This is a genomic window from Microbacterium sp. (genome assembly GCF_047972865.1).
In the GTDB taxonomy this organism is placed as follows: Bacteria; Actinomycetota; Actinomycetes; order Actinomycetales; family Microbacteriaceae; genus Microbacterium.
This window is the reverse complement of the sequence record NZ_JBKEAY010000110.1, coordinates 22,825-46,100: the sequence shown is the minus strand read 5'-3', so window position 1 is coordinate 46,100 and position 23,276 is coordinate 22,825. Positions and strand designations below refer to the sequence as shown.

The following is a 23,276-nucleotide window of genomic DNA, read 5'->3' as shown; positions in this document are numbered from 1 at the left end:
ACTAGCGAAATGGAGGATGGAATGACAGACGTCAACCTGGTCGTCCTGCTCGACGATGCCGGCAACGAGATCGGTACGGCGCCGAAGGCCAGCGTCCACGGGAGCGACACGGCGCTCCACCTCGCGTTCTCCTGCCATGTCCGCAACAGCGACGGCGACGTACTCGTCACCCGTCGCGCGCTCGATAAGCGCACCTGGCCCGGGGTGTGGACGAACTCGTTCTGCGGCCACCCGCGGCCCGCCGAGCCCGTGCTCACCGCCGTCCACCGCCACGCAGACCACGAACTGGGCATCCGCCTGCGCGATGTCGAGCTCGCCCTCCCCCTGTTCCGCTACCGGGCCACCGACGCCAACGGCATCGTGGAGCACGAGATCTGCCCCGTCTACACCGCTGTGACCGACGACGAGCCCACGCTCAACCCGAACGAGGTGCTGGAAGCGCACTGGGTCACCCCGCAGAGCCTCGCCGCCGCGCTGGCCGCGACGCCGTTCATCTTCAGCCCGTGGCTCACCCTCCACGCCCGCCAGCTCGACCTCTTCCCGATCACCGAGCTCGAGCGCGCATCGTGATCACCCTGCCGCCACACCGCGCGGCGCGCATCGATGCTGCAGTCGACGACGCGCTCGACCGGCTCCGCGACCGCGCGACACGCCGTTCGGCGATCGGTGGTGACCTGGCCGCCGCAGCCGCGCGCGCCGCCCGCGACGGCAAGCGACTGCGGCCCGCACTCGTCGTCGCTTCGTTCGAGGCATTCGCACCGGATGCCATCGAGCAGACTCCTGCCCTGTGGCAGGTCGCCGCGGCGTTCGAACTGCTGCACACCGCCTTCGTCGTGCACGATGACCTCATCGACCGGGACACCCAGCGCCGCGGTGTCCCAAACGTGTCGGGCGAGTACCGCAAACGAGGGCTCGACCTCGGCGCCGCCCCCGAGCAGGCGATCCTCTTCGGGGACGCTGCGGCGGTCCTCGCCGGCGATCTACTGCTGTTCGAAGCCTCGCGCCTCATCGCCACCGCGCCCGTCGATACGCTCACCCGCGACGACCTGTTCAGCGTCCTCGAGGATGCCGTGGGATGGTCCGCGGCCGGTGAACTCGCCGACGTCGCGCACGCCGTCGCCGCCGAGGACCCCGAACCGGACGCGCTCCTGGCCGCCGCGCACGACAAGACCGCCGTCTACTCGTTCCGGGCGCCGCTGGCCGCCGGAGCCGCGCTGGCCGCAGCCGATCCCGCCGCGCGTGCCGCCGCCGAACGCGCCATCTCCCCGGTCGGGCTCGCGTTCCAGCTCGTGGACGACCTCATCGGCGCCTTCGGCACCGCCACGCAAGCCGGCCGCGAACCGGGAGCCGACCTGCGCGAACGCAAACGCACACCGCTCATCGCGTTCGCGCAGCAGAGCGCCTCGTGGCCGCACGTCGACTCCGCCCTCGGTGTCGCGGCGACCGGTCCCGTCGCTGTCCTTCGCGCCCAGCGGGCACTGGATGCCAGCGGCGCCCGGGAACGCATCGCGGGTCTCGTCGACGACCTGCTCGCCCATGCCCACGACCTGGCCGCCGACCCGGCGATCCCGGCCCCGGTGAGCGCCCTCATCCGCGGCATCGCCGCCCGCGTGACGGAGCGGATCCCGTGACCGGCCTGGCCCAGTACACCCGCACGGCCGATCGCGCCGCCGCCACCGTCATCGCGTCCTACTCCACTTCGTTCAGTCTTGCCTGCCGACTCCTCGGGCCGCGCGTACGACGCCACGTACGCAACGTCTATGCGCTCGTGCGCGTCGCCGACGAGATCGTCGACGGCCCCGGTGCCGAATCCGACACCGACCCCGGCGTCGCGCTGGATGCCCTCGAGAACGAGACGCTCCGCGCCATGGACACCGGGTTCTCGGCCAACCTGATCGTGCACGCCTTCGCCAACACGGCGCGCGTCTGCGGCATCGGCGGCGACCTGGTGCGGCCGTTCTTCGCCTCCATGCGCACCGACCTCACCGTCCGTCGGCACGACGCGGCCTCCCACGAGGCGTACGTGTACGGATCCGCCGAAGTCGTCGGCCTCATGTGCCTGCAGGTGTTCGCCGGCGCCGACACCCCCACCGGTACCCGTGCCACGCCCGCCCTCGAAGATGCTGCGCGACGGCTCGGCGCGGCATTCCAGAACGTGAACTTCCTCCGCGACCTTCCCGACGACACCGACCGGCTGGGCCGTGACTACCTCACCGGACTCGGCTCGCGCAGCGACATCCTCGACCGCATCGACGCCGACCTGGACATCGCCCGCGCCGCGATCGACGACCTCCCCGACGACTGCCGCCGCGCGGTCGCCGCCGCCCACGCGCTGTTCGCCGAACTCGCCCGGCGTCTGCGACGCGACGACGGCAGCGGGGGCCGCGTCAGCGTGCCCGGCTCCGTCAAAGCCGCACTCGCGCTGCGCGCCGCCGCAGGCCTGGCCCCACGGCGGCGGGTCGCATGAGGGTCGCCGTCATCGGTGCGGGCATCTCCGGGCTCGCCTCCGCCGCCCTCCTGGCACGCGACGGCCACGACGTCACCGTGTACGAAGCGCGGGACGACGTGGGGGGCCGGGCCGGCACCTGGACCACCGAGGGATTCCGGTTCGACCGCGGACCCAGCTGGTACCTCATGCCGGAGGTGTTCGAGCACTTCTTCCGCCTGTTCGGTACGAGCGCCGCCGCCGAACTCGACCTCGTCCCGCTGGCCCCCGCCTTCCGCGTCTACTCCGAACCGGGCGCCTTGCCGGGCCCCGTCGATGTCCACAGCGGACGGGATGCCGCGACCGCACTGTTCGAGTCCCGTGAACCCGGGGCCGGCGCCGCCCTCGATGCCTACCTCACCTCCGCCTCCCACGCGTACCGGCTCGCCGTCGACCGGTTCCTCTACGACTCCTACAGCACCACTGCGGGCCTCTGGGACCCGCAGCTTCTGAAAGAACTGCCCACCCTCTCCCCGCTGTTGACCACCTCGTTGGCCCGCCACATCGAGAAGCGCTTCACCGACCCCGTGTTGCGCCAGATCCTGGGGTACCCGGCCGTCTTCCTCGGCGGCTCCCCCTACGCCGTTCCTGCCCTCTACCACCTGATGAGCCACCTCGACCTCACCGACGGGGTGCGCTACCCGCGCGGCGGCTTCGGGACCGTGATCGACGCGGTGCACCGCTGCGCGCTCGGTGCCGGGGCACGAGTGCGCACCGGCGCGCGCGTCAGCGAGATCACCACCGCTGGCCGCCGCGTCACCGGCCTGCGCCTCGCCGACGGCGAGCTGATCGTCGCCGACCGCGTCGTGTCGACCGCCGACCTGCACCACACCGAGACCGCGCTGCTCCCGCCCCGGCGGCGCAGCCGGTCGCCGCGCTGGTGGCGGTCCCGAACCTCCAGTCCCGGCGCCCTGCTGGTGCTGTTGGGCGTCGACGGGCAGGTCCCCGAGCTCGCCCACCACACTCTGCTGTTCGCTCAGGACTGGCGCGGCGGGTTCGACGCGATCTTCGGTGACCGTCCCCGCATCCCCGACCCCGCCTCGATGTATGTGTGCGCGCCCAGCGTGACCGACGACACCGTCGCCCCGCCCAGTGACACGAACCTCTTCCTGCTGGTGCCGATCCCTGCCGATCCGGCCCTCGGCCGCGGGGGTGTGAACGGCGACGGCGACCCGGCGGTGGAAGCGGCCGCCGACCGGGCGATCGACCAGCTCGCGACCTGGGCGGGCATCGAGAACCTGCGCGAACGCATCCGAGTGCGCCGCACCATCTCCCCGGGCGACTTCGCGGCGGAGTTCGGCGCGTGGTGCGGCAACGCCCTCGGCCTCGCCCACACCCTGCGCCAGAGCGCACTGTTCCGCCCGCACAACACCTCCGCCCGCGTCGACGGACTGTTCTACGCGGGCGCGACCGTCCTTCCCGGCGTCGGCCTGCCGATGTGCCTCATCTCGGCGGAACTGGTCACCAAGCTGGTGCGCGGCGACCGCGCCCCCGGGCGCCTGCCCGAACCGGCGGTGCGCTGACGTGCCGGGCCTGTACCTGCTCGCTCTGGTCGTCTCCGCTGCCGGGGTCGCCGCTGTCGACATCCGCTTCCGGCTGGCGTTTCGGCGCGCACCGGCCCGGACCGCGGTAACCGTCGCGATCGGCACCGCCTTCCTGCTGGTGTGGGATGCCGTCGGCATCGCCGCGGGCGTCTTCGTGAAAGGCGGCAGCCCCCTGCTGATCGGCATCGACCTGGCCCCACACCTCCCGCTGGAGGAACCGGTGTTCCTCGCGTTCCTCACCTACCTCGCCCTCGTCGTCCACGCGGGCTGGTCGCGCGGTCGGGAGCGCGCGTGACCTACCTGATCCTCATCGTGCCGTTCACCATCGTGGCGGCGGCGGTCACGGTGCTGAGCGCGACCCGCCCCGGATTCGGCGCGCGCCTGCGCGCCTCGGCACTGACCGCCGCGGTCCTCGTCGTCCTCACCGCGATCTTCGACAACCTCATGATCGCCGCCGATCTGTTCACCTACCCGCCCGAGCATCTGTCCGGCATCCGGATCGGACTCGCCCCGATCGAGGACTTCGCCTACCCGGTGTGCATCGCCTTCCTCGCCCCGGGCGTCTTCGCGCTCCTTCCCGTCAAAGCTCGCGGCCGATGACGGCGCTGCGTCAGCTTCTGATCGCGTCGCGACCGGTCAGCTGGATCAACACCGCCTACCCGTTCGCCGCGGCCTACCTCCTGACGACGCGGCAGATCGATCTCGCGTTCGTGGTGGGCACCGTCTTCTTCCTCATCCCCTACAACCTCGCGATGTACGGCATCAACGACGTCTTCGACTACGAGTCCGACCTGCGTAATCCACGCAAAGGCGGCGCACACGGTGCCGTGCTGTCGCCGCACCTGCACCGAGCCACGCTGTGGACGGCCGCGCTGAGCTGCCTGCCGTTCGTCGTCGCCCTCGTCGTGCTCGGGTCGCCGATGTCCTGGCTGGTCCTCGCCCTGAGCCTCTTCTTCGTCGTCGCGTACAGCGCACCGCCGCTCCGGTTCAAGGAGCGCCCCTACCTCGACTCGCTCACCAGCAGCATCCACTTCTTCTCCCCCGCCGTCTACGCGCTCGTGCTCGCCGGGGCGACGTGGACATGGCAGCTCGTGCTCATCGTCGTGGCGTTCGCCCTGTGGGGCATCGCCTCGCACGCGTTCGGGGCGGTGCAGGACGTCACGGCCGACCGAGCAGCCGGCATCCACTCGATCGCCACCGCCCGGGGAGCCGCCCGGACGGTGCGGTTCTCACTCGCGTGCTACGCCGCGTCGGGCGTGCTCATGCTCGGCACAGCCTGGCCCGGCCCGCTCGCCGCGATCGTCGCCGTGTCCTACCTGGTGACCGTGTGGCCATATCGCAGCCTCGCCGACGCCGACAGCGCGCGCGCGACGGCCGGGTGGCGCCGATTCCTGTGGTGGAACCAGCTCGCCGGGTTCATCGTCACACTGCTCCTCATCTGGTGGTGGATGCTGACGAGGTGACGGCCGGTCGCGTCGGCGAACTGTGCATCCCCGATGAATCGGCTGAGAACAGGCGACTCTTGGCGCCGCCTTGGCACCGGCCTGCAACCGTGACGGCATGAGCAATCACAGCGACAGCGAGCCCTCCGGTCAACCGCTGCCACCCCCGGAACAGGCCACACCCTTCGTCCCTCCAACCGACCCGGCAGCGGCCACGACGCCGCTGGCCCCCGCGACCCCGACGGCCACGACCGACTCTGCGCCGGCCGCGAAGCCGTTCTGGCGGCGCCCCTGGGTCCTCATCACCGTCCCGGTCGTCGCCGCCGTGCTGATCTTCGGCACCGGCGCCGGCATCGGGTGGACCACCTCCCGGCTGTCGGACGGCGTTCGCAGCGGCTTCGTCTCGGGCGGGGACGGCGACCATGGCTTCCCTGGCGGTGGGCGCGGCGACCGCGGCGGGTACGGTGACCGCGGCGAGTACGGTGACCGCGGCGACCGGTCACGCGACGGTCATCGCGACGGCGACGGCGACAGGGGCGACACCGGCATGGGCGATACCGACGACGACGCGACGACGCCCGTCCCGAACCCCTCCGAGACCCCGTAGGCCCCGGATCAGAGCTTCCTCGACCCCGACACGCGGGAGCCGGGCGGCACCGCGCCGCCCGGCTCCCGCGTGTCACCCGGCCTCGTCGGCCAGTTCCAGCAGCTTCTGAACCGCCGCCGTCAGCCGCTCATCGGCCTCCGCGAACGCGGTCAGGTCACCGGCCTGTAGAGCGGCGTCGCGATCGGCCATGGCTTCACGCGCGTCCGCCAGCGCCTGCTCGTACTCCCCCGCCGGCGGCTCGGTGGGCTCGGTCGGCGTCCCTGGGTCGGTCGGGCTCGGCGACGGGGTCGGCGTGACCTCGCCGTCACCGGTCGTGGCTCCGGAGTCCCCGCCGAACAAATGGTCGAGCGCCTCCTGCAGCGTGTCCTCGAAGGCCACCTCGTCACCGAAGGCGACCAGCACCTTCCGCAGCGTCGGCAACTGCGTGCCGGTGGAGGCCTGCACGAACACCGGCTGCACGTACAGCAGTCCGCCACCGACTGGAAGGGTCAGCAGGTTGCCGTTGAGCACCTCCGACTGGCCCTGCTTCAGCAGGTTCAACTGCTGCGAGATGGTGTCGTTCGAGTTGAACGTGTTCTGCACCTGACCGGGGCCCGGCACGGTCGTCTCCGCGTTGATCTCCAGCATCCGCAGCGTGCCGTAGTCGTCGGCGACCTTCCCCGCTTCACTGCCCGCGTTGGAGTCGACTGCGAGGTACCCCATCAGCACGTTCCGGCTGCCGTCGCCCTCCGACGACGGGATGAACGAGGTGAACATCGAGTACGTCGGGACGTCCTGCCCCGGCATCTGCATCGTGAGGTAGTACGGCGGCTGCAGCACGTTGTTGGTGGCCACCGGGTCCTCGGGTGTCTTCCAGGCGTTGTCACGCTGGTAGAACGAATCCGCGTCGTCGACGTGGTAGGTGCCGAGCATCATGCGCTGCACCTTGAACAGGTCGGTCGGGTACCGCACATGGCTCATCAGCTCGGCCGACATGTCCGACACCGGCCTGATCGTCGTGGGATACACGTTCTGCCACGCCTGCAGCAGCGGATCCTCCTCGTCCCACGCGTACAGGGTCACGGTGCCGTCGTACGCGTCGACGGTGGCCTTCACCGAGTTGCGCATGTAGTTGACGTCGTCGAGCACGACCCGCGGCGACTCGTTGGTGGTGTCCGAGATCGCGTCGCGCAGACTCACCACCTGCGAGTAGGGATAGTCGGCGCTCATCGTGTAACCGTCGACGATCCACACGATGCGTCCGTCCACGACCGAGGGGTACGGGTCGTTGTCCAGCTCCAGGTACGGAGCCGCTTTCTGCACCCGCGCGCGCGGGTCGCGGTCGTAAAGGATCTGCGACTGGTCGTTGATCGCATCCGAGAAGAGGATGTCGGTGGACTGGAACTTCAGCGCGTAGATCAGCCGATTGAACACGTTGCCCACGTCGGGGCCGCCGTCGCCGGTGAACGTCGTGCGGGTCTCGTTGGCACCGTCCTCGCCGCGCGGGTAGTCCAGTTCCACATCGTCGGACCCCTCGGGAGCGCCCACGATCGAGTATGGCGGCGAGTTCTCACCGAAGTACACGCGCGGCTCGAACCCGTCGCCGCTGGTGGTCAGCTGGCCCGACGCGGGGATGCCGCGCTCGAGGAAGACCGGGTTGCCGTCGCTGGTGCGCTCGTTGCCCTTCGCGGCGACGATGCCGTATCCGTGGGTGTACACGAGTGTCGTGTTGTACCAGGATGCCGCCTGACCGAGCTGGGCGAGGTTGAGCTCGCGCACCGATACGACCGTGTCCTGCGACTGACCGTCGATCTCGTAGCGGTCCACGTCCAGCGGGTTGGTGAACTGGTAGTACGAGCGGTACTGCTCGAGCTGCCGCACGGTGGGGCTGATGATGGCGGGGTCCATGATGCGGATGGATGCCGTGGTGTCGGCGTCGGCCCGCAACTGGCCGGGTTCGGCATTGGTGACGGCCTGGAAGTCGCTCTTCTCCAGCCCGTCGATGCCGTACGCGAACTTGGTCGCGTCGAGGTTGCGCTGGTAGTACTCGGCCTCGATGGTGCGCTGGTTCGGGATGACCTGCACCGTCGTGACGAACCACGGGTAGGCCACCCCCACCACGAGCGAGGAGACGATCAGCAGACCGGTGGCGATGAGCGGGAACCGCCACCGGCCGATCGCGGCGGTGACGAAGAACAGCACCGCGACGATCGCGGCCGCCACCGCCAGGATCGTCTGCCCCGGGATGATGGCGTGCACGTCGACGTAGCTGGCACCGGTGATGCGGTCGCCCTCCGTCAGCAGGGTCTTGTACCGGTCCAGCCACAGGCTCGCCGCCTGAGTCAGCAGGTACAGACCCGCGATCACGGCCACCTGGATGCGGGCCGACTTCGAGATCTGCAGTTCACGTTGCCCGATGCGAACGGCGCCGTACAGATACGACACGAGCGCGGTCACGATCAGGCACACCAGCAGGACCGCGGACACGAAGCCCAGCGCGGCCGAGTAGAACGGCAGGTCGAACAGATAGAAACCGGTGTCGAGCCCGAACTCGGGGTCGGCGACGCCCGTGGCGACACCGTTCATCCACAACCACACCGTCTCCCACTGCGCGGCGGTCGCGAACCCGGCGAAGAAGCCGAAGAAGATCGGGATGCCCCACATCGCCAGTCGCCGCAGCGGCTCGACGACCTCCTGGTAGTGGTCCAGCTGTGAGCTGAACCTGGCGTAGACAGGTCGCAGCCGGTAGGCGAGCTGGATCGAGACGAAGACCGGGACCCCCATCGCGAGGAACCCCACGACGAACATGATCACCCGCGCGACCCACTGGGTCACCAGCACGCCGTCGAATCCGGCCTGGCGATACCAGAGCCAATCGGCGTACAGGCTCGAGAACGCGAAGAAGGCGACGACCAGCGCCGCCAAAGCGGCGAGCGTGATCGTGACGGCACGGCGGACGGGGCTCGGTGTGGCCGGGGTCGGCGCGGAGGTCGAGGTCACCTCACCATCCTAAGCGGCGCGGCAGCGGGCGGCCCGTCCGCGTCACGACGAACAGGTCGGCAGCGCGTCGAGATCGGCGCCGTCACGCACCGCGGCGAGCGCGTCGAGGGCGTCGTCGAGGGTGGCGACCGCGAACACGCGCACACCGTCGGGCACGTGCCCGACGACCTCGGCGCAGTTGCTCTCCGGCGCCAGGAAGTAGTCGGCTCCGGCCCCGTCGGCCCCGTAGAGCTTCTGCCGTATGCCGCCGATCGGGCCGACGGTGCCGGCGGCGTCGATCGTGCCGGTGCCGGCGATGATCTCGCCGCCGGTGAGTTGTTCCTCGGTCAGGGTGTCGATGATGCCCAGAGCGAACATCATGCCGGCCGACGGCCCGCCCACGTCGTCGATGCGCAGGGTCACGTCCACCGGGAAGTCGTAGTCCTGGCGCGTCGAGATCCCGATCAGCCATACGCTCTGACCGTCCACGGTCCCTTCGCGCGGGGTCACCTCCACCTCGAGGGTGTCAACCCCGCGCAGCACGGTCAGCGCGACGGGTGCGCCGTCGCCGGCGTTGATGATGTCGCGCAGCCGTGAGGTCTGATCGATCACGGTGCCCTCGGCGGCCACGATGATGTCTTCCGGGAGCAGCACCCCCTGCGCGGCCGAGCCGTCCAGCACCTCGACCACGGTGACGACCGAGGGCACGTCATAGCCGAGTTCGAGCAACGCGGCGGCGGTCGCCTCCTGCTGGGAGTCGACCATCATCGCCGCGCTCTGCTCGTCGCGCTGCTCGGTCGTGACGCCCTCGGGGTAGATCTCTTCGACGGGGATGACCGCGCGCGACGGGTCGAACCACGCGGTGGCCAACTCGAACCACGACGGCGTGTGCTCGCGGTTTCCGACGACCTGCACCGTGAGCAGATCCAGTTCGCCCTCCGTCGGGTAGGTCTGGGCGCCCGCCACGGTGATCAGCGGGGTCTGCCCCCCGTTGCGGTCGCTCGCGGTGCCGAGGGTGTCGTACACCGGCCCGGGTTGCTGGATGACGAAGGGCGTCGGCAGCAGCGTCAGGGCCAGCAGCGCGAACAGGGCGACCGTGACGGCCCAGATCCCCACGACCGTCGCCCGGGGGCGTTGACGCCGTTGCGGGACGATCGTCACGTTCTCGTCGAACAGTGCCACGGGGGACCTTCCTGGTCGCGTTCGCGACCGGCGTACAGGGGACCGGCGCCGGGCACGAAGAAACGCGCCGACCGCACCGGACGTGCCACTAGCGTAGGACGAAACCCGAGCACACGCGGAAAGGCGGCGCCATGACGGATGACGACCGTTCCCCCGAGGAAGAGTTCCAGGAGATGCTCCGCCAGCTGCTCGGCGGGCAGGGCGGACTCGACCCGGAGCAGTTGCAGGCCCTGTCGGCGATGGGCATGGACCCCGCGATGCTGCAGAGCATGCTGAGCCGCATGCAGGGCGCGTTCGCCTCGGGCAGCGACGAGATCGACTGGTCCTCGGCGAAGACCCAGGCGCTGCACCTGGCCAACCAGGACGGCCGCGGCATCACGAGCGGGTCGCAGCACGACCTGGAGCAGGCGTTCACGCTCGCGGCGCTGTGGCTGACCGAAGCGACCACGGTGTCCTCTCTTCCGACTCCCCCCACCGTGCTCACCCGTGGCCAGTGGGTCGAGGCCAGCCTCCCCGTCTGGCAAGAACTGGCCGAACCGGTCGCGAACTCCATCGCGGATGCGCTGACCGAGGCCCTGCAGACGCAGACGCCCGAGGAGATGCGCGGCATGATCGCCGGAGCCGGCCGCATGATCCGCACCGTGGGTGGCACGCTGTTCGCCGCCCAGCTGGGAAACGTCGTCGGACGGCTCTCCCGCGAGGTCGTCTCCGGCGGCGACGTGGGGATCCCGCTCATGCCGGCTGGCCAGGCGTCGATCCTGCCGCAGAACTTCGCGGACTTCGGGCGCGACCTCGAGATCGAGGCCGACCAGTTGGCGCTCTACCTCGCGACGCGCGAGCTCGCCCACGCCCGCCTGTTCCGTCATGCCCGCTGGCTGCGCCTGCACGTCATCTCCCAGGTCACCGACTTCGCCCGCGGCATCCACGTCGACATCGACGCGCTCGAAGACCTCGCGTCCCGGTTCGACCCGTCGTCTCCGCACGAGTTGCGGGAAGCCCTGGAAAGCGGCGCCCTGCTCCCCCAGCGCACCGAGGCGCAGACGGCCGCGCTGACACGCCTGGAGAACCTGCTGGCCACGATTGAGGGCTGGGTGGACGTGGTGACCGCGGATGCGGCATCCCGTCTGCCCGCCGCCGACCGGGTCGCCGAGGCGGTGCGCCGCCGCCGCGCGGTGGGCGGACCCGGCGAGCAGGCGATGGCATCGCTGGTGGGGCTGGAGCTGCGCCCACGACGGCTCCGCGAAGCGGCAGCGATGTGGCGCGCGGTCACCGACGCGGTCGGCGTCGGCGTGCGGGACTCGCTGTGGGACTACCCCGACCTCATGCCCACCGCCGACGACATCGATGACCCGAACGCGCTCGTCGCGCGGCTGGAGGCCCGAGCCCGCGGCGAACAGCCGGCACCCGATGCCATGGATGACGCGCTGGCGGCGCTGCTGAGAGAATCCGGGCCGCCCGACGACCCGCCCACCGGCGACGACGACGCATCCGGCCCGCACCCGGTGTGACCGGGTGCCGAGCGCACCTGTGGACAATCTCGGCGGGCTCGGCGGCAACCGGCCAAGATCGGGGGCATGCTCCGACTCGCGCCCTCCTTCCCGCCGCTGTGGCGGACGCCGACGACGCTGCAACTGGGCGTGGATGCGGCGCTTCGCGTCGAGGGCGTCGAGCCGTGGCAGGAGCGGGTCATCGATGCGCTCGTGAACGGCACCTCCCGGGCGGGCGTCACCGCGACCGCCCTCGCGTTCGGGGCCACCGCGGCCGATGCGGCGGCCTTCCTGGAACGGCTGCGCGGCGCGCTCCGGGAGCAGACCCCGGCGCCGAGCGTGCGGGTCGAGATCGCCGAGGATGTGCCGTTCGCCGACGCCGACGCCTACACGTCTGCCCTGAGCGCGGCCGGCGTGGAGGTCGTCGACGTGTCCGGCTGGGCGGGCGACGGTGATGGACCTCCCGTCGTCCTGGTCGCGCCGCGTCTGATCGATCCGCGCCGCGCGGCCCGCTTCGTCGCGCGCGACATTCCGCACCTGCCGGTGGTCCTTTCCGGGGATCGGGTGGACGTCGGACCGTACGTGCAGCCGGGCGACACCGCGTGCCTGGCATGCATGCACGCCGCCCGCACCGACGCCGACCCGCAGTGGCCAGCCCTGGCGGTACAGCTCCTCGCGCGCGGCCCCATCGACACGGACGGCGGGCTGCTGCTGGAGGCGGCGACCCTCAGCGGCCGGCTGCTGCAGGCCGGCGGCGGGGACGGGCTGGCCGCCGCGGTCACCTCGACGACGTGGCGTCGCGCCTGGCGGGCCCATCGCCCGCATCCGCGATGCTGGTGCCGAGCTCCCGGAGGAATCGCGACGGCAGACGCTCCCGCGGCCCCCCGGTACGCGACCAGCTCAGTCGCACCGACCGCGCTGCCCGCGTGATGCCCACGTAGGCGAGGCGCCGTTCTTCGGCGACCGCATCCAGGCTCGTCGCGTACCCGATCGGCAGCAGCCCCTCCGACAGCCCCACCAGATGCACCTCGTCCCACTCGAGCCCCTTGGCGGCGTGCAGCGTGGCCACCGTGACGGTTCGCATCGACGGCTCGTGGTGGTCTTTCGCCCGCGCGCGCAATGTGTCGGTGAACTGCCGCAGCGTCGTCGACGGCGGCGCCTCCTCGGCCAGTCGCAGTAGCGCGGCGCGCGCCTCCCACGCGTCCCGCAGCGCACCGCCCGCCGGCGGCGCCTGCTCCGTGAACCCGAGCGATCGCAGCACGTCGCGGACGGCGTCGACGAATCCGCCCTCGACGGGGGCGACCGAGGCCGCGCGCAGGGCGAGGAGCGCCTGCCGCACCTCGGGCAGGTCGAAGAACCGCGTGCCGCCGAGCACGGATGCCGGGATCCCCCGGGCCGCGAGAGCGGACAGCACCGCGGCCGACTGCGCGTGGGCGCGATAGAGCACCGCGATCTGCCGGGGGTCGGTGCCGGCGGCGATCTGCCCGGCCACCGCCGCGGCGACGCCGGCCGCTTCGGCGGAGTCGTCCGGGTACGCGTGCACGACCGGTTTCGCCCCCGCGGGCGAGTCGGAGGTGAGGGTCAGGGCTCCGGGCTGATCGCGCATCAGGGCGTTCGCCGCGGCGAGGACCGACGGGTCCGATCGATAGTTCCGCTCCAACCGGACCACGCGCGCGTCGGGGTGCCGCTGCGCGAAGTCCCTCAGGAAGCGCGGGTCGGCCCCCGCGAAGGAGTACACGGTCTGGCTGACATCCCCCACCACGCAGACATCGGCGCGGTCGCCCCGCCACAGCTCCAGCAGGTGGTTCTGCACCGGGGAGACGTCCTGGAACTCGTCCACCGTGAAGTGACGGTACTGCTCGTGCACCGCCGCGGCGACCCGCGGCTCGCTCTCCAGCATCCCGGCGCACGCCAGCAGCACGTCTTCGAAGTCGATCTGTCGCCGCTCGTCCTTGAGCCGCTCGTACGCGTGCTGCAGATCGACGAGCGCCGGCAGGTCCACCCCGCCGATCCCCTGCGGCCGATCCGCCGCATCCTCCTCGACCGTGCGCATCGCGACCTTGCGGCGTTCGATGCGGGCCGCGATGTCGCGCAGCGTCGCACCGTCGACGCGGACCCGGGCGGCATCGGCCGCCTGCGACAGGAGCCGGAGTTTGCTGTCGACGATCGCCGGGGCGCTGTCGCCGGCGACCTGCGGCCAGAAGAAGTTGAGCTGCGCGAGGGCTGCGGCGTGGAAGGTGCGTGCGGCAACGCCGCTCACTCCCAGGGTCCGCAGCCGACCCCGCATCTCGCCGGCCGCTTTCGTCGTGAACGTGACCGCCATGACGCGCGAGGGCGTGTACGCGCCGGTGTCCACCCCGTGCGCGATGCGATGGGTGATGACCCGCGTCTTGCCGGTCCCGGCGCCGGCGAGGATGCACACCGGGCCGCGCAGCGTCTCCGCCGCTTCCCGCTGGGCGGCATCGAGCGCGGCGAGGGGTCCCTCAGCCATCCACCATCCAGTCCCGGATCAGCGCGTGGGCGATGGAGGCCGCCCCCGGCAGCTGCACGTCGCCGCGCCCGGCGAACGCCTCCCGGACCGCGTCGCGATCGAACCAGCGCATGTCGACGATCTCTTCCCCGTCGGGGCGGGCGTCTGCTTCGTTGGTCGCGCGGGCGCGGAAACCGAGCATGAGCGACCTCGGGTACGGCCAGGCCTGAGAACCGCGGTACTCGAGGTCGGTCACCACCACCCCGGCCTCCTCCTCGACCTCGCGGACGATCGTCGCCTCCAGCGACTCCCCCGCTTCCACGAAACCGGCGAACGCCGAATACATCGGCCGGTCCCCCCAAGCGGCGTTGTGACCGAGCAGCAACCGCTGCCCGCCCGCGCTGGTGACCGCGACGATGACGGCGGGGTCGGTGCGGGGGAAGTGCTCGCGCCCGCACGAGGGGCACCGCCGAGCCCACCCGGCCTGCGTGAGGGTCGCACGAGCCCCGCATGCGGAGCAGAACGGTGCGTCGCGCAGCCACCGGCCCAGGCTGACGGCCGTCACGATCACCCCGAGGTCGTGCGCGGGCAGCGTGCCCCCCGCGACCCGCAGGAGCGGCCAGGACTCGTCGCCCGACGCGGGCTCGGTCAGCGCGGCCACGAGCACCGCCGTCCCCTCGCGCGTGCGACCGAGGAAGGCCCAGTCCGCCGAACCGGTCACCTCCGTCACCGGGACGCTCCGCAATCGCCCCTCGACGAGCTGGGGGGTGCGGTCCTCACGCACCACGATGGCGCGCGTTCGAGGGTCGGCCCGGAGACGTTCGAGGAGGTCGTCGGTGCCGCGCTCCGCGTCGCCGCGGTCGAAGTCGGTCCACTCGGACGGCAGGGTGCTCTCGTTGGTGGACATCCAGGACCTCTCTCACCGGGCGTGGCGCCGCGGTGTCGGATCATCGCCGACCTACTCTGGGACCATGGCACGCTCAGCTTTCACTCTAGCCGCGTCGGTGACGGCCGCTCTGCCCCGAGTGACGGTGGTGGGTGCCGCAGAGCTCACCGACGGCGGCACCGGCCGATTCGACAGCGCGATCGCCGCCCTCGACGACGGTCGGCGGGTGGTCGTGCGTGCGCCGGCCGACGAGCCCGCCGCCGCGGACCTCGTAGCCGAGGCGCGCGCGTTGCGCGCGCTTACCCCGGGTGTGCGCGCCATGCTGCCCGTGACCGCGCCCGAGGTGCTCGGCGAGGTGTCGCTGGGCGGACCCCGCGCGCTGGTCACGAGCTACCTCGCGGGCTACCGCGTCGAGGCGGCACACATTCCCGCCGGCCGCGGCGTGGCGACGGCGATCGGGGAAGCACTCGCCCGCATCCACGACCTGCCCACGTCGGTCGTGCGAGACGCGGGACTGCCGATGCGCACCTCCGGTCAGGTGCGCGACGAGGCCGAGCGCCTGCTCGACCGCGCCGAGGCCACCGGCCGGCTCCCGTTCGCGCTGCTGCGGCGATGGAGCACCGCCGTCGGCACCGACGACCTGTGGCACTTCGAGCCCACGGTGGTGCTCGGCGGCACCGACTCGACGTCCTTCGTCCTCGAAGACACCGACGACGTCCCCGCCGTGATCGGCGTGCTGGGCTGGCGCGGGCTGAGCGTCGGCGACCCCGCCACCGATCTGCGCTGGATCGCGTCGGCGACCGAGGCCCGCACCGACATCCTCGATGCATACACGCAACGCGGGCAGCGCCCCAGCGACGACCTGCTCGCCGAACGCGCGCGACTTCACGCCGAGTTCGAGTTCGCGGCCTGGCTGGTGCACGGCCACACGGTCGGGTCGGATGCCATCGTGGCCGACGCGGTGGAACTGCTCGAAGCGCTCGACGCCAACGTCCGCGACGAGCCCCCGTTCGTGCGGGCGCACGTCACCGCCGACGACGCCTTCGCGGCGAGCGACCGGGTCTCGCACGGTGCCGCCGCGCCCGTCGACACCTCGATGCAGACCGATGCGTACGCCGCGGAAGACCTCGCGGAGCTCGACGACACGACCGTGCCGATCGTTCGCTCGTCGTGGATGCCCGGCGCGGACGCCGACGACGATCCCGACGACGCGGCGCGCAACGCGCTGCGCCGGTGGACCAGCACCGCCTGAGTCACCCGCGCAGCACGAGATCGTCGGCGACGTAGTAGAGGGTGACGTCGATCGCCTCCAGCGGCACGCCCCGGTGGACGTGGTAGGCGCGGCGGTACAGCTCCAGCTGAGTCATCCGCTTCGCCCGCTCGGCCTCGCCGCGAGGCGGCCGCCCCGTCTTCCAATCGACGATCTCGATCCGCCCACCGCGGTCCTCGCGACGGTACACCGCATCGAGCTTGCAGATCACGACGTGCGTCCGGCCGTCACCGAACGCGTCCGTGGCCGTGAAGTCGATCTCGGTCTCGACTTCCAGCGGCTGCAGATCCGCCCACTCCGATGCGAGGAAGTTCGCCTTCAGCCGGTCCATCCCAGCATCCGCCGACGCGGTGACGGGGTCGTCGTCCCGTTCCCAGAGGGCGTCGTCGATCGACGACGCGCCGCCGGCGAGCCCGGAGCGCTCCTCCACCCAGGCGTGGAAGAGCGTGCCCAGCCGTGTCTGCCGATAGGGCCGCTCGGGCAGGGGTCGGACGATCGCATCCACGGCCGAACGGTAGTCGGCCGTGAAGTCGCTGAACCGGGATGCCGGGATACGCGCCGGCGCGCGCTCGGTCGGCGGGGATTCGCGAGCGGCGCGCTCGGCCAGCAGCAGACGCAGATCCCGCGCGGGGGATACGGCCGCGCGCCCGCGCGCGGCCGTAACGGCGGCACGAGCGGCGGCGACGCGGGTGCGCCGGGCGCCGAGCGGGTCCTGCGGCCACACCAGGGTCTGCACCCGGTCCAGGTAGGGGTTCTCACCCGGGTCCTGGTCGAGGTCGACGTCGAGCTCGAGGGCGCGCGCCGACGCACGGAGGAAGTCGCCGGGACGGCGCGCGGACGCGGTGCCCGCCCACGCCGCGGCCGTGAGCAGCAGGTGGTCGCGCGCCCGGGTCACCGCGACGTAGGCTAGGCGCCGCTCCTCCTGCATGTGCCGTTCCCGGATGCCCTCGCCATACGCCTCGAGCGCCGCTTTCAGCTCCTGCTGCGTCTGGGCCCGCTCCCAGTCGAACGCGGCCAGCCAGTCGCGGTCGCCTCGGAAGGCGTAGGGAAGGACGCCGAACGCCAGCCAGCCCTGCCCGTCACGCAACCGCGACGGCAGCTCGTCCTCGACCATCCGCACCACGGCGACGGCATCCCACTCCAGGCCTTTCGAGCCGTGGATCGTGAGCAACTGCACGACGTCGGCTTCGGCCGGTTCGGTGCGCGGGGCGAACTCGTCCAACCGCTCGGCGCGGTCAAGCCACGCGAGCAGGTTCGGCAGGGAGCCGGAGTCGTCCGTGGCGAGGAAGCCGTGCAGTTCGTCGACGAACGCGCGCAACTGATCGGACGCGGTGCGCGCCGGTCCCCGCGCCTCGTTGGCGGCCAGCTCGATGTCGAGCCGCAGCTCGCGTTCGATGAGCCGGACGAGCTCCGGGATCGGCACACCCGCTGAGCGGCGCAAGCCCGCCAGCACCGCGCCGGCCTCCCGCAGGCGCGTACGACCCACCGGGGTGATCTCGGCCAGCCACCCGTGGTCGGCGGGCTGGCGCAGAACGAACTCGAGGGCGTCGATCAGCGAAGCCTCCTCGCCGACGGCGTGGGCGGCGTCGGCGAGCGGTTGCAGCGCGGCATCGTGGCGACTGAGACGTCTGCCCAGCCGGGCGAGCGCGGCCAGATCGGCCAGCCCGATCGCCCACCGCGGACCGGCCAGGAGCCGGATGAGCGCGGAACCGGCGCGCGGATCGCTGATGACCCGCAGCGCGGCGACGACGTCGACCACCTCCGGAGTGGTCAGCAACCCGCCGAGCCCCAGGATGCGATGGGGGACGCCGGCCTGCCCGAGCGCGTCGGCGAAGCGCGTCATGTGCTTTTTGCTGCGGAACAGGATCGCCCCCGTCGTGGCCCGCCCTTCGCGGGTTCGCCGCGCACGCACCCGCGTGAACCACTCCGCGACCCGGGTGGCTTCCGCGTCGAGGTCGGCTTCGACGACCACCTCGACTTCTCCCTCCGGTGCGCCGGGCCGAGGCCGGAGGCTGTCGACGGCCACGGGGGCCGATGCGGACAGCGGCGCGGCCACCGCCTCCGCGGCGCGCAGCACGCGGCGGCTGTTGCGCCAACTGGTCGACAGCACGAACCGGCGGTACTCGGACGCCGGGGCGAACGCGCGCGCGAAGTCGCCCAGGTTGCCCGCGCTGGCGCCCCGCCATCCGTAGATCGACTGGTGCGGGTCCCCCACCGCCATCACCGCCGCGTCGGCGAACACGTCGGCGAGCAACCGCGTCTGCAGCACCGAGGTGTCCTGGTATTCGTCGAGCAGGATGACGCGGTACCGGTCGCGCAGGTCGTCACCCACGGCCGGGTGGGCGGCGACCGCGTCGATCGCGCCGGCGATCTGATCGGCGTAGTCGATGACGCCGAGGCGGCGTTTGGCCGCCGCGTACTGCCGGGCCAGCGGAACCAGCACCGCCAGCCCGCCGACTTTCTCCGCCGCCGCGGTGATCGCCGAGTACACCGTCACCCGCTTGTTCTCGGAGGGGCGTTCGGTGACCGCCCGGAACCGTTCCGGGAACGCCGCCAGCTCGTCGAGGTCGACGCGATGGTCGGCGGCGTCTCGCGCCAGTTGCAGCGCGCCGTCGATGATGCTCGACAGCGCCTCCCCCCGCGATTCCAGCGCCGGGTCCTCCGAGGTGAACACCACCCGCCTCATGAGCAACCACGCGGCCGAATCGGTGAGCACGTCGGCGGCCGGGTCTCGCCCGATGCGGACCGCGTGCTCGCGGGCGATCCCGTCGGCGAAGCTGTTGTAGGTGGCGACCTCGGGCCGGTGCAGGAGCCCGTCCGCGTCGGCCGGTTCCGGCGCGGCGCCGCCGGAGAGCCGGTCGAGCGCCGCGTGCCGCGCGCTGTCCGGGGCGCCGGCGCGCTCCAGGTCGCCGAACACGTCGAGCGCGCCGCGCCGATGAAGCTCCTCCAGGCCGGGCAGAAGCCCGCGCGCTTCGAACTCGGCGAGCCGGTGCAATCTCCGGGTGATGCGCTCGGAGAGTTCACCGGCGGCCTTGCGCGTGAAGGTCAGTCCCAGCACCTGGTCGCGGCGGACGATCCCGTTGGCGACGAGCCACACCACCCGGCCCGACATCGTCTCGGTCTTGCCGCTGCCCGCTCCGGCCACCACGAGCGCCGGCGCCGACGGCGCCCCGATGACGGCCGCCTGCTCTTCGGTGGGCGGAAACTGCCCGAGAGCGGCCGCGAGGGCATCCGGCGAGATCGTCACGTCGCGCTCACCGCCCGCACCGTGTGGATGCGGCACAGACCGTACGTGTGATCGTCGCGGCAGTGCTGCTCGAACGGCGCGACGAAGCCCTCGCCACGCATGACACGTACCGCCGCCGCCAGCCGTTCCAGGAACGCGCGTCGCGTCTCGTCGTCGAACGGCGGTTGTCTCGGGGTGACGTATACCTTGGACGCCGCGGTGGGCCGCAGCACCAGCAGCTTGGCACCCCCGCCGGCCAGCCCGCGGGCCGCGGGGATCGCGCCGGCTTCGAATGCCAGCTGATACGACGCCAGTTGGGGATGGTCGGCGACCTTCGCGTCGGTCTGTGGTTCGCGCTTTCCCGTCTTCAGGTCGACGATGACGACCGTCCCGTCGCCGTCGTGTTCGACGCGGTCGATGAACCCGTTCAGGGTGACACCGGCGCCGTCCGGGTCGGGGATCGGCACGCTGAACCGCGGCTCGGCGCTGAGCAGCGTCCCGCCGGCGGCGTCGAAGTCGCGCAGGTAGGCGGCAAGCCGGCGCACCAGGTCGCGCGTGCGCGCCTTCTCGGCGCGTTCGCGCCAGCCCGCTTCGAACTCGAGCTCACCCCATCTGGCCTCGACCGCCGCCCAGAGCCGGTACTCGTCCGCGGTGTCGGTCACCTCCAGCGCGGAGTGGACGAGCGTGCCCACCCCCGCGACCGTGCTGCCGGCATCGCCGCCCAGCTCGCCGATGACCCAGTCCAGGGGACACACTTCCAGGGTCTGCACGCGCGACGGCGACACCGACAATGTGCCCGCCTGCGCCACCGTCGCCGGAGAGCTCGGATCCGCGACGCCGTACCACTGTTCCGGGTCGGCTCCGTCGGCGCCCGCCTCCGCCAGCAGGCGCAGCTGGCCCGCAGCGGCATCCCGTTCGGCGTCGCTCGTTCCCGGCGTGGTCAGCGTCCGCCGGTGGGCGGCGACGAGTCCGCGCAGCGACAACGGGTGCGCGGCCTCGGCGGGGGCGGGAAGCGCCGGCGGGAGAAACTCGAACAGTCCGCTCGGTCCGGTGTCGTCGTCGGCGACCGCCGTCACCAGGAGGCGGCAGCGCGCTCGGGACACCGCCCGGGCGAACAGCCGCAGCTCGTCGTGGAGCACGGCGCGGCGGCGGTCCACGGCATCCGGCACCGGTTCGCCGGCGCTCGCGAGCCGCCACGTGTCGAGCAGGCTGCCGCGCGTGCGCAGGTTCGGCCAGACACCGTCCTGCACCCCGGCGACGACGACCGTGTCGAACTCGGTGCCGAGCGCAGCGGCCGGGGTGAGCACGCGCACGGCAGCGCCGGGCGGCGGCACCGCCAGTCGGTCTTCGGCGACGTCCGAATCGAGGATGCCCCGGATGAACGCGAGCGGTCCGGTCCCGTCGCCGCGTTCGCCGTGACGCTTGGCCGCCTGAAACAGCGCCACGACGGCGTCGATGTCGCGCCGGGCCTGTTCGGCGACCGGTCCGTGCCCGGCCGCCGTCTGCGGCCAGTCCCGCGATCTGCCGGTCTCCTCCCACACGGTCCACAGCAGTTCGTGCGCGGTGGCGTCGTCCGCGAGCTGTTCCCGCAGCCGCGCGATCGCACGCCCGACGCGTGCCGCACGCCTGCCCTCACGGATGTCGAGCGTCTCGAACTCGATCGGGTGCTCCAGTCCGGATGCCAGAAGCTCAGCCCCGGAGGCGATCGGCTCATCGCCCGCCGACCGCGCCGCGTCGTGACGCAGCGTCGCCCGGAGCCGCCGCAGCGCGACCGGGTCGATCCCGGCCCCGGTGAGGGCCGCCGTGACCGCCTCCGGCGACCACAGGTTGCGGGTCTGCGCTGCCATCAGCACCAGCTGCACCAGGTCGCGGACCGCCCGGCGGTCGGCCAGCGGGCGCCCGGCGGTGCCCGCCGTGGGCACGTCCCGGGCCGCGAGATCGCCCTCCAGCGCCGCGACCTGGCGGGTGTCGTGCGCGATGACGGCGCACTCGTGCCAGGCCACGCCGTCGTGGACGTGGCGTTCGCGCAGGAACCGCGCGATCGTGTCGGCCTCTTCCGAGACCGAGCGCAGCGCGTGTGCGCGCACCGACCCGTCGGCGGCGGCGCCCTGCGGTGCGCGCCGATGGTCGACGACCCCGGTCGCGCCGATGCGCGCGGTCACGGCGGCCAGCACGTCGCGCTGGAAGCCGGTGCCGCGATGCGCGCCGTCCAGCACGTGCAGCGCCGTGCCCGCGGCGAGTCGGGCGAAGTTCTCGGGACCGGCGCCCCGGAATCCCCCTGACCCCACATCGGGGTCGCCAAAGGCGAGCACCGCGATCCCGCGGGCCCGACAGGCCTCCAGCAGCTCCACCCCGCCCGCCGTCAGCTCCTGCGCGTCGTCGACGATGAGCACCCGCAGTCGCTCCAGGATGCCGCCCGCCGGGGCCTCCCGCATCCGTGCCACCGCCTCGCGGACCAGGCCCGCCGCGTCGCGGTGATCGGCGCGCATGCTCGCCCGGACGCGCTGGTAGTCCAGGGCGAACGACGCGACCGCAGACCACGCCTCGCGATCTTCCGCGACACCGAGGTCGGCGAGCCGTTCCGCGTCGATCCCGAGGGTCAGGCACTCGGCCAGGAACGCGCGCAGCTCGGCCCGGAACGCCCCGGTGGCGCGGATGTCGGGGCCGATCCACGCCGGCCAGCGGGACGGCGCGTCCGCCTCGTCCGCGGCATCGCCGTCGAGGAGGTCGTGCAGGATCTGGTCCTCGTCGGGCCCCGTGAGCAATTGCGGCGGGTTCGCGCCCTCGTGCACGACGGCGGCGCGGACCACCGCGAACGCGAAGGCGGACAGCGACCGCGCCAGGGCCCCGCGGGTGGCGACGTTCACCGTCATCGCCAGGCGGTCGCGCAACGCGGTGGCGGTGTGGCGGGTGGGCGTGAGCACGAGGATCCCGTCGGGCGGGAGCCCATCGGCCACCAGGCGCCGCACGCGCTGCACGATCGTCTCGGTCTTGCCCGATCCGGCCGCGCCGACGACGACGCCGGAAGCGTCCCGCGGCAGCTCGAGCACGCGTCGCTGAGCGAGGTCCGGTGTGGCGGCGGGCATGGTTTTCACGCTACCGGCGTACACCGACACCCGTCGCGCGCGCGTGTCGTAGAGTCGGAGTGCGCCGTCCGACAGCGGCCGAGAGAGGCAGACATCGTGGACATCCGCATCGGTATCACCAACACCGCACGCGAGCTCAGCTTCGAGTCCGCCGAATCGGCGGAGGCCGTCCGCGGCTCGGTCGCAACGGCGCTGGAAGCCGGCGCACCGTTCGTCGAGTTCGCCGATGCGAAGGGCAACGTCTACCTGGTCCCGACGGCGGGGATCGCGTTCGTCGAGGTGGGCACGGAAGAGTCCCGCCGCGTCGGCTTCGTGGCCTGATCCCGTGCAGATCCTGCTCGCGGTCATCTTCGGCGCCGCCTACGGGGCACTGCTCCACTATCTGATGCCGGCGCGCGAACTGCGCGGCGCCGCGCTGGCACCGATGGCGGGCGCCGTCGCGGCCGGCCTCACCTGGCTGGTCATGACGTGGCTGGGCGCGGTCATCACCGACCCCTGGATCTGGCTCGCTTCGATCGCGGTCCCGGCGGCCGTGGTCCCGGTGGTCCTGACCGTGCTGACGCGCACGCGCACCGCGCGCGATGCCCGCCAGCGGGTGCGGCTGGGCATCTGAGCCGCCGCCGGGCACGCGCA

The 23,276-nt window shown here is 72.2% G+C and carries 18 protein-coding genes; 12 read left to right on the top strand and 6 right to left on the bottom strand.

What is annotated here, in order from left to right; translation table 11 throughout:
• Window positions 1-21 precede the first annotated feature (21 nt).
• The 8 genes from idi (at window position 22) to ACK5KK_RS07015 (ending at window position 6,078) form a co-directional block, all read left to right on the top strand.
• Window positions 22-570: an isopentenyl-diphosphate Delta-isomerase gene (idi, locus tag ACK5KK_RS07050; protein ID WP_416889380.1), complete on the top strand. Its 549-nt coding sequence runs from the start codon at window positions 22-24 to the stop codon at window positions 568-570.
• Window positions 567-1,631 carry a polyprenyl synthetase family protein gene (locus ACK5KK_RS07045; RefSeq protein WP_416889379.1) on the top strand — a complete coding sequence of 355 codons (1,065 nt, stop codon included), beginning with the start codon at window positions 567-569 and terminating at the stop codon, window positions 1,629-1,631. The genes idi and ACK5KK_RS07045 overlap by 4 nt, the downstream gene beginning before the upstream one ends.
• On the top strand, window positions 1,628-2,467 hold the full coding sequence (locus tag ACK5KK_RS07040) for a phytoene/squalene synthase family protein (protein ID WP_416889378.1): 840 nt from the start codon (window positions 1,628-1,630) through the stop codon (window positions 2,465-2,467). Before ACK5KK_RS07045 ends, ACK5KK_RS07040 begins: the two co-directional genes overlap by 4 nt.
• A complete protein-coding gene (gene crtI / locus ACK5KK_RS07035) occupies window positions 2,464-4,008 on the top strand; it encodes a phytoene desaturase family protein (protein WP_416889377.1) in 1,545 nt (514 codons plus the stop codon). Before ACK5KK_RS07040 ends, crtI begins: the two co-directional genes overlap by 4 nt.
• Before the next feature lies 1 nt (window position 4,009).
• Entirely contained in the window at window positions 4,010-4,324 is a 315-nt protein-coding gene (locus tag ACK5KK_RS07030; RefSeq protein WP_416889376.1) for a lycopene cyclase domain-containing protein, read from the top strand.
• A complete protein-coding gene (locus tag ACK5KK_RS07025; RefSeq protein ID WP_416889375.1) occupies window positions 4,321-4,629 on the top strand; it encodes a lycopene cyclase domain-containing protein in 309 nt (102 codons plus the stop codon). Before ACK5KK_RS07030 ends, ACK5KK_RS07025 begins: the two co-directional genes overlap by 4 nt.
• Complete coding sequence (locus ACK5KK_RS07020; protein WP_416889374.1) at window positions 4,626-5,492, top strand: prenyltransferase; 867 nt, start codon at window positions 4,626-4,628, stop codon at window positions 5,490-5,492. Before ACK5KK_RS07025 ends, ACK5KK_RS07020 begins: the two co-directional genes overlap by 4 nt.
• Before the next feature lie 97 nt (window positions 5,493-5,589).
• Window positions 5,590-6,078 carry a hypothetical protein gene (locus ACK5KK_RS07015; protein ID WP_416889373.1) on the top strand — a complete coding sequence of 163 codons (489 nt, stop codon included), beginning with the start codon at window positions 5,590-5,592 and terminating at the stop codon, window positions 6,076-6,078.
• A gap of 72 nt (window positions 6,079-6,150) precedes the next feature.
• Here ACK5KK_RS07015 and ACK5KK_RS07010 read toward each other — a convergent pair whose 3' ends face one another.
• Both ACK5KK_RS07010 and ACK5KK_RS07005 read right to left on the bottom strand, forming a co-directional pair.
• Window positions 6,151-9,057: a UPF0182 family protein gene (locus tag ACK5KK_RS07010; protein ID WP_416889372.1), complete on the bottom strand. Its 2,907-nt coding sequence runs from the start codon at window positions 9,055-9,057 to the stop codon at window positions 6,151-6,153.
• 42 nt (window positions 9,058-9,099) lie between these two features.
• Window positions 9,100-10,218 carry a PDZ domain-containing protein gene (locus tag ACK5KK_RS07005; protein WP_416889371.1) on the bottom strand — a complete coding sequence of 373 codons (1,119 nt, stop codon included), beginning with the start codon at window positions 10,216-10,218 and terminating at the stop codon, window positions 9,100-9,102.
• 131 nt (window positions 10,219-10,349) lie between these two features.
• Here ACK5KK_RS07005 and ACK5KK_RS07000 point away from each other — a divergent pair, with 131 nt between their 5' ends.
• On the top strand, window positions 10,350-11,726 hold the full coding sequence (locus ACK5KK_RS07000; RefSeq protein ID WP_416889370.1) for a zinc-dependent metalloprotease: 1,377 nt from the start codon (window positions 10,350-10,352) through the stop codon (window positions 11,724-11,726).
• A 757-nt stretch (window positions 11,727-12,483) separates the two neighbouring features.
• On the opposite strand, the gene ACK5KK_RS06995 is transcribed toward ACK5KK_RS07000, so the two are convergent.
• Window positions 12,484-14,196, bottom strand: a complete 1,713-nt coding sequence (locus ACK5KK_RS06995; RefSeq protein WP_416889369.1) for an ATP-dependent helicase — start codon at window positions 14,194-14,196, stop codon at window positions 12,484-12,486.
• Window positions 14,189-15,082, bottom strand: a complete 894-nt coding sequence (gene nudC, locus ACK5KK_RS06990; protein WP_416889368.1) for an NAD(+) diphosphatase — start codon at window positions 15,080-15,082, stop codon at window positions 14,189-14,191. The genes ACK5KK_RS06995 and nudC overlap by 8 nt, the downstream gene beginning before the upstream one ends.
• A 64-nt stretch (window positions 15,083-15,146) precedes the next feature.
• Between nudC and ACK5KK_RS06985 the strand changes: the two genes are divergently transcribed.
• Window positions 15,147-16,313 (top strand): phosphotransferase, encoded by a 1,167-nt coding sequence (locus tag ACK5KK_RS06985; RefSeq protein ID WP_416889367.1) that lies wholly within the window; start codon window positions 15,147-15,149, stop codon window positions 16,311-16,313.
• A gap of 1 nt (window position 16,314) precedes the next feature.
• Here the strand turns inward: ACK5KK_RS06985 and ACK5KK_RS06980 are convergent, their stop codons facing one another.
• Both ACK5KK_RS06980 and ACK5KK_RS06975 read right to left on the bottom strand, forming a co-directional pair.
• Window positions 16,315-19,578 (bottom strand): UvrD-helicase domain-containing protein, encoded by a 3,264-nt coding sequence (locus ACK5KK_RS06980; protein WP_416889366.1) that lies wholly within the window; start codon window positions 19,576-19,578, stop codon window positions 16,315-16,317.
• On the bottom strand, window positions 19,575-22,643 hold the full coding sequence (locus ACK5KK_RS06975; RefSeq protein WP_416889365.1) for a PD-(D/E)XK nuclease family protein: 3,069 nt from the start codon (window positions 22,641-22,643) through the stop codon (window positions 19,575-19,577). Before ACK5KK_RS06975 ends, ACK5KK_RS06980 begins: the two co-directional genes overlap by 4 nt.
• Window positions 22,644-22,739: 96 nt before the next feature.
• On the opposite strand from ACK5KK_RS06975, the gene ACK5KK_RS06970 reads away from it, so the two are divergent.
• On the top strand, window positions 22,740-22,964 hold the full coding sequence (locus ACK5KK_RS06970; RefSeq protein WP_416889364.1) for a DUF3107 domain-containing protein: 225 nt from the start codon (window positions 22,740-22,742) through the stop codon (window positions 22,962-22,964).
• A gap of 4 nt (window positions 22,965-22,968) precedes the next feature.
• The gene (locus ACK5KK_RS06965; protein WP_416889363.1) at window positions 22,969-23,256 is read left to right on the top strand and encodes a hypothetical protein; all 288 of its coding nucleotides are present in this window, start codon (window positions 22,969-22,971) and stop codon (window positions 23,254-23,256) included.
• Window positions 23,257-23,276 lie beyond the last annotated feature (20 nt).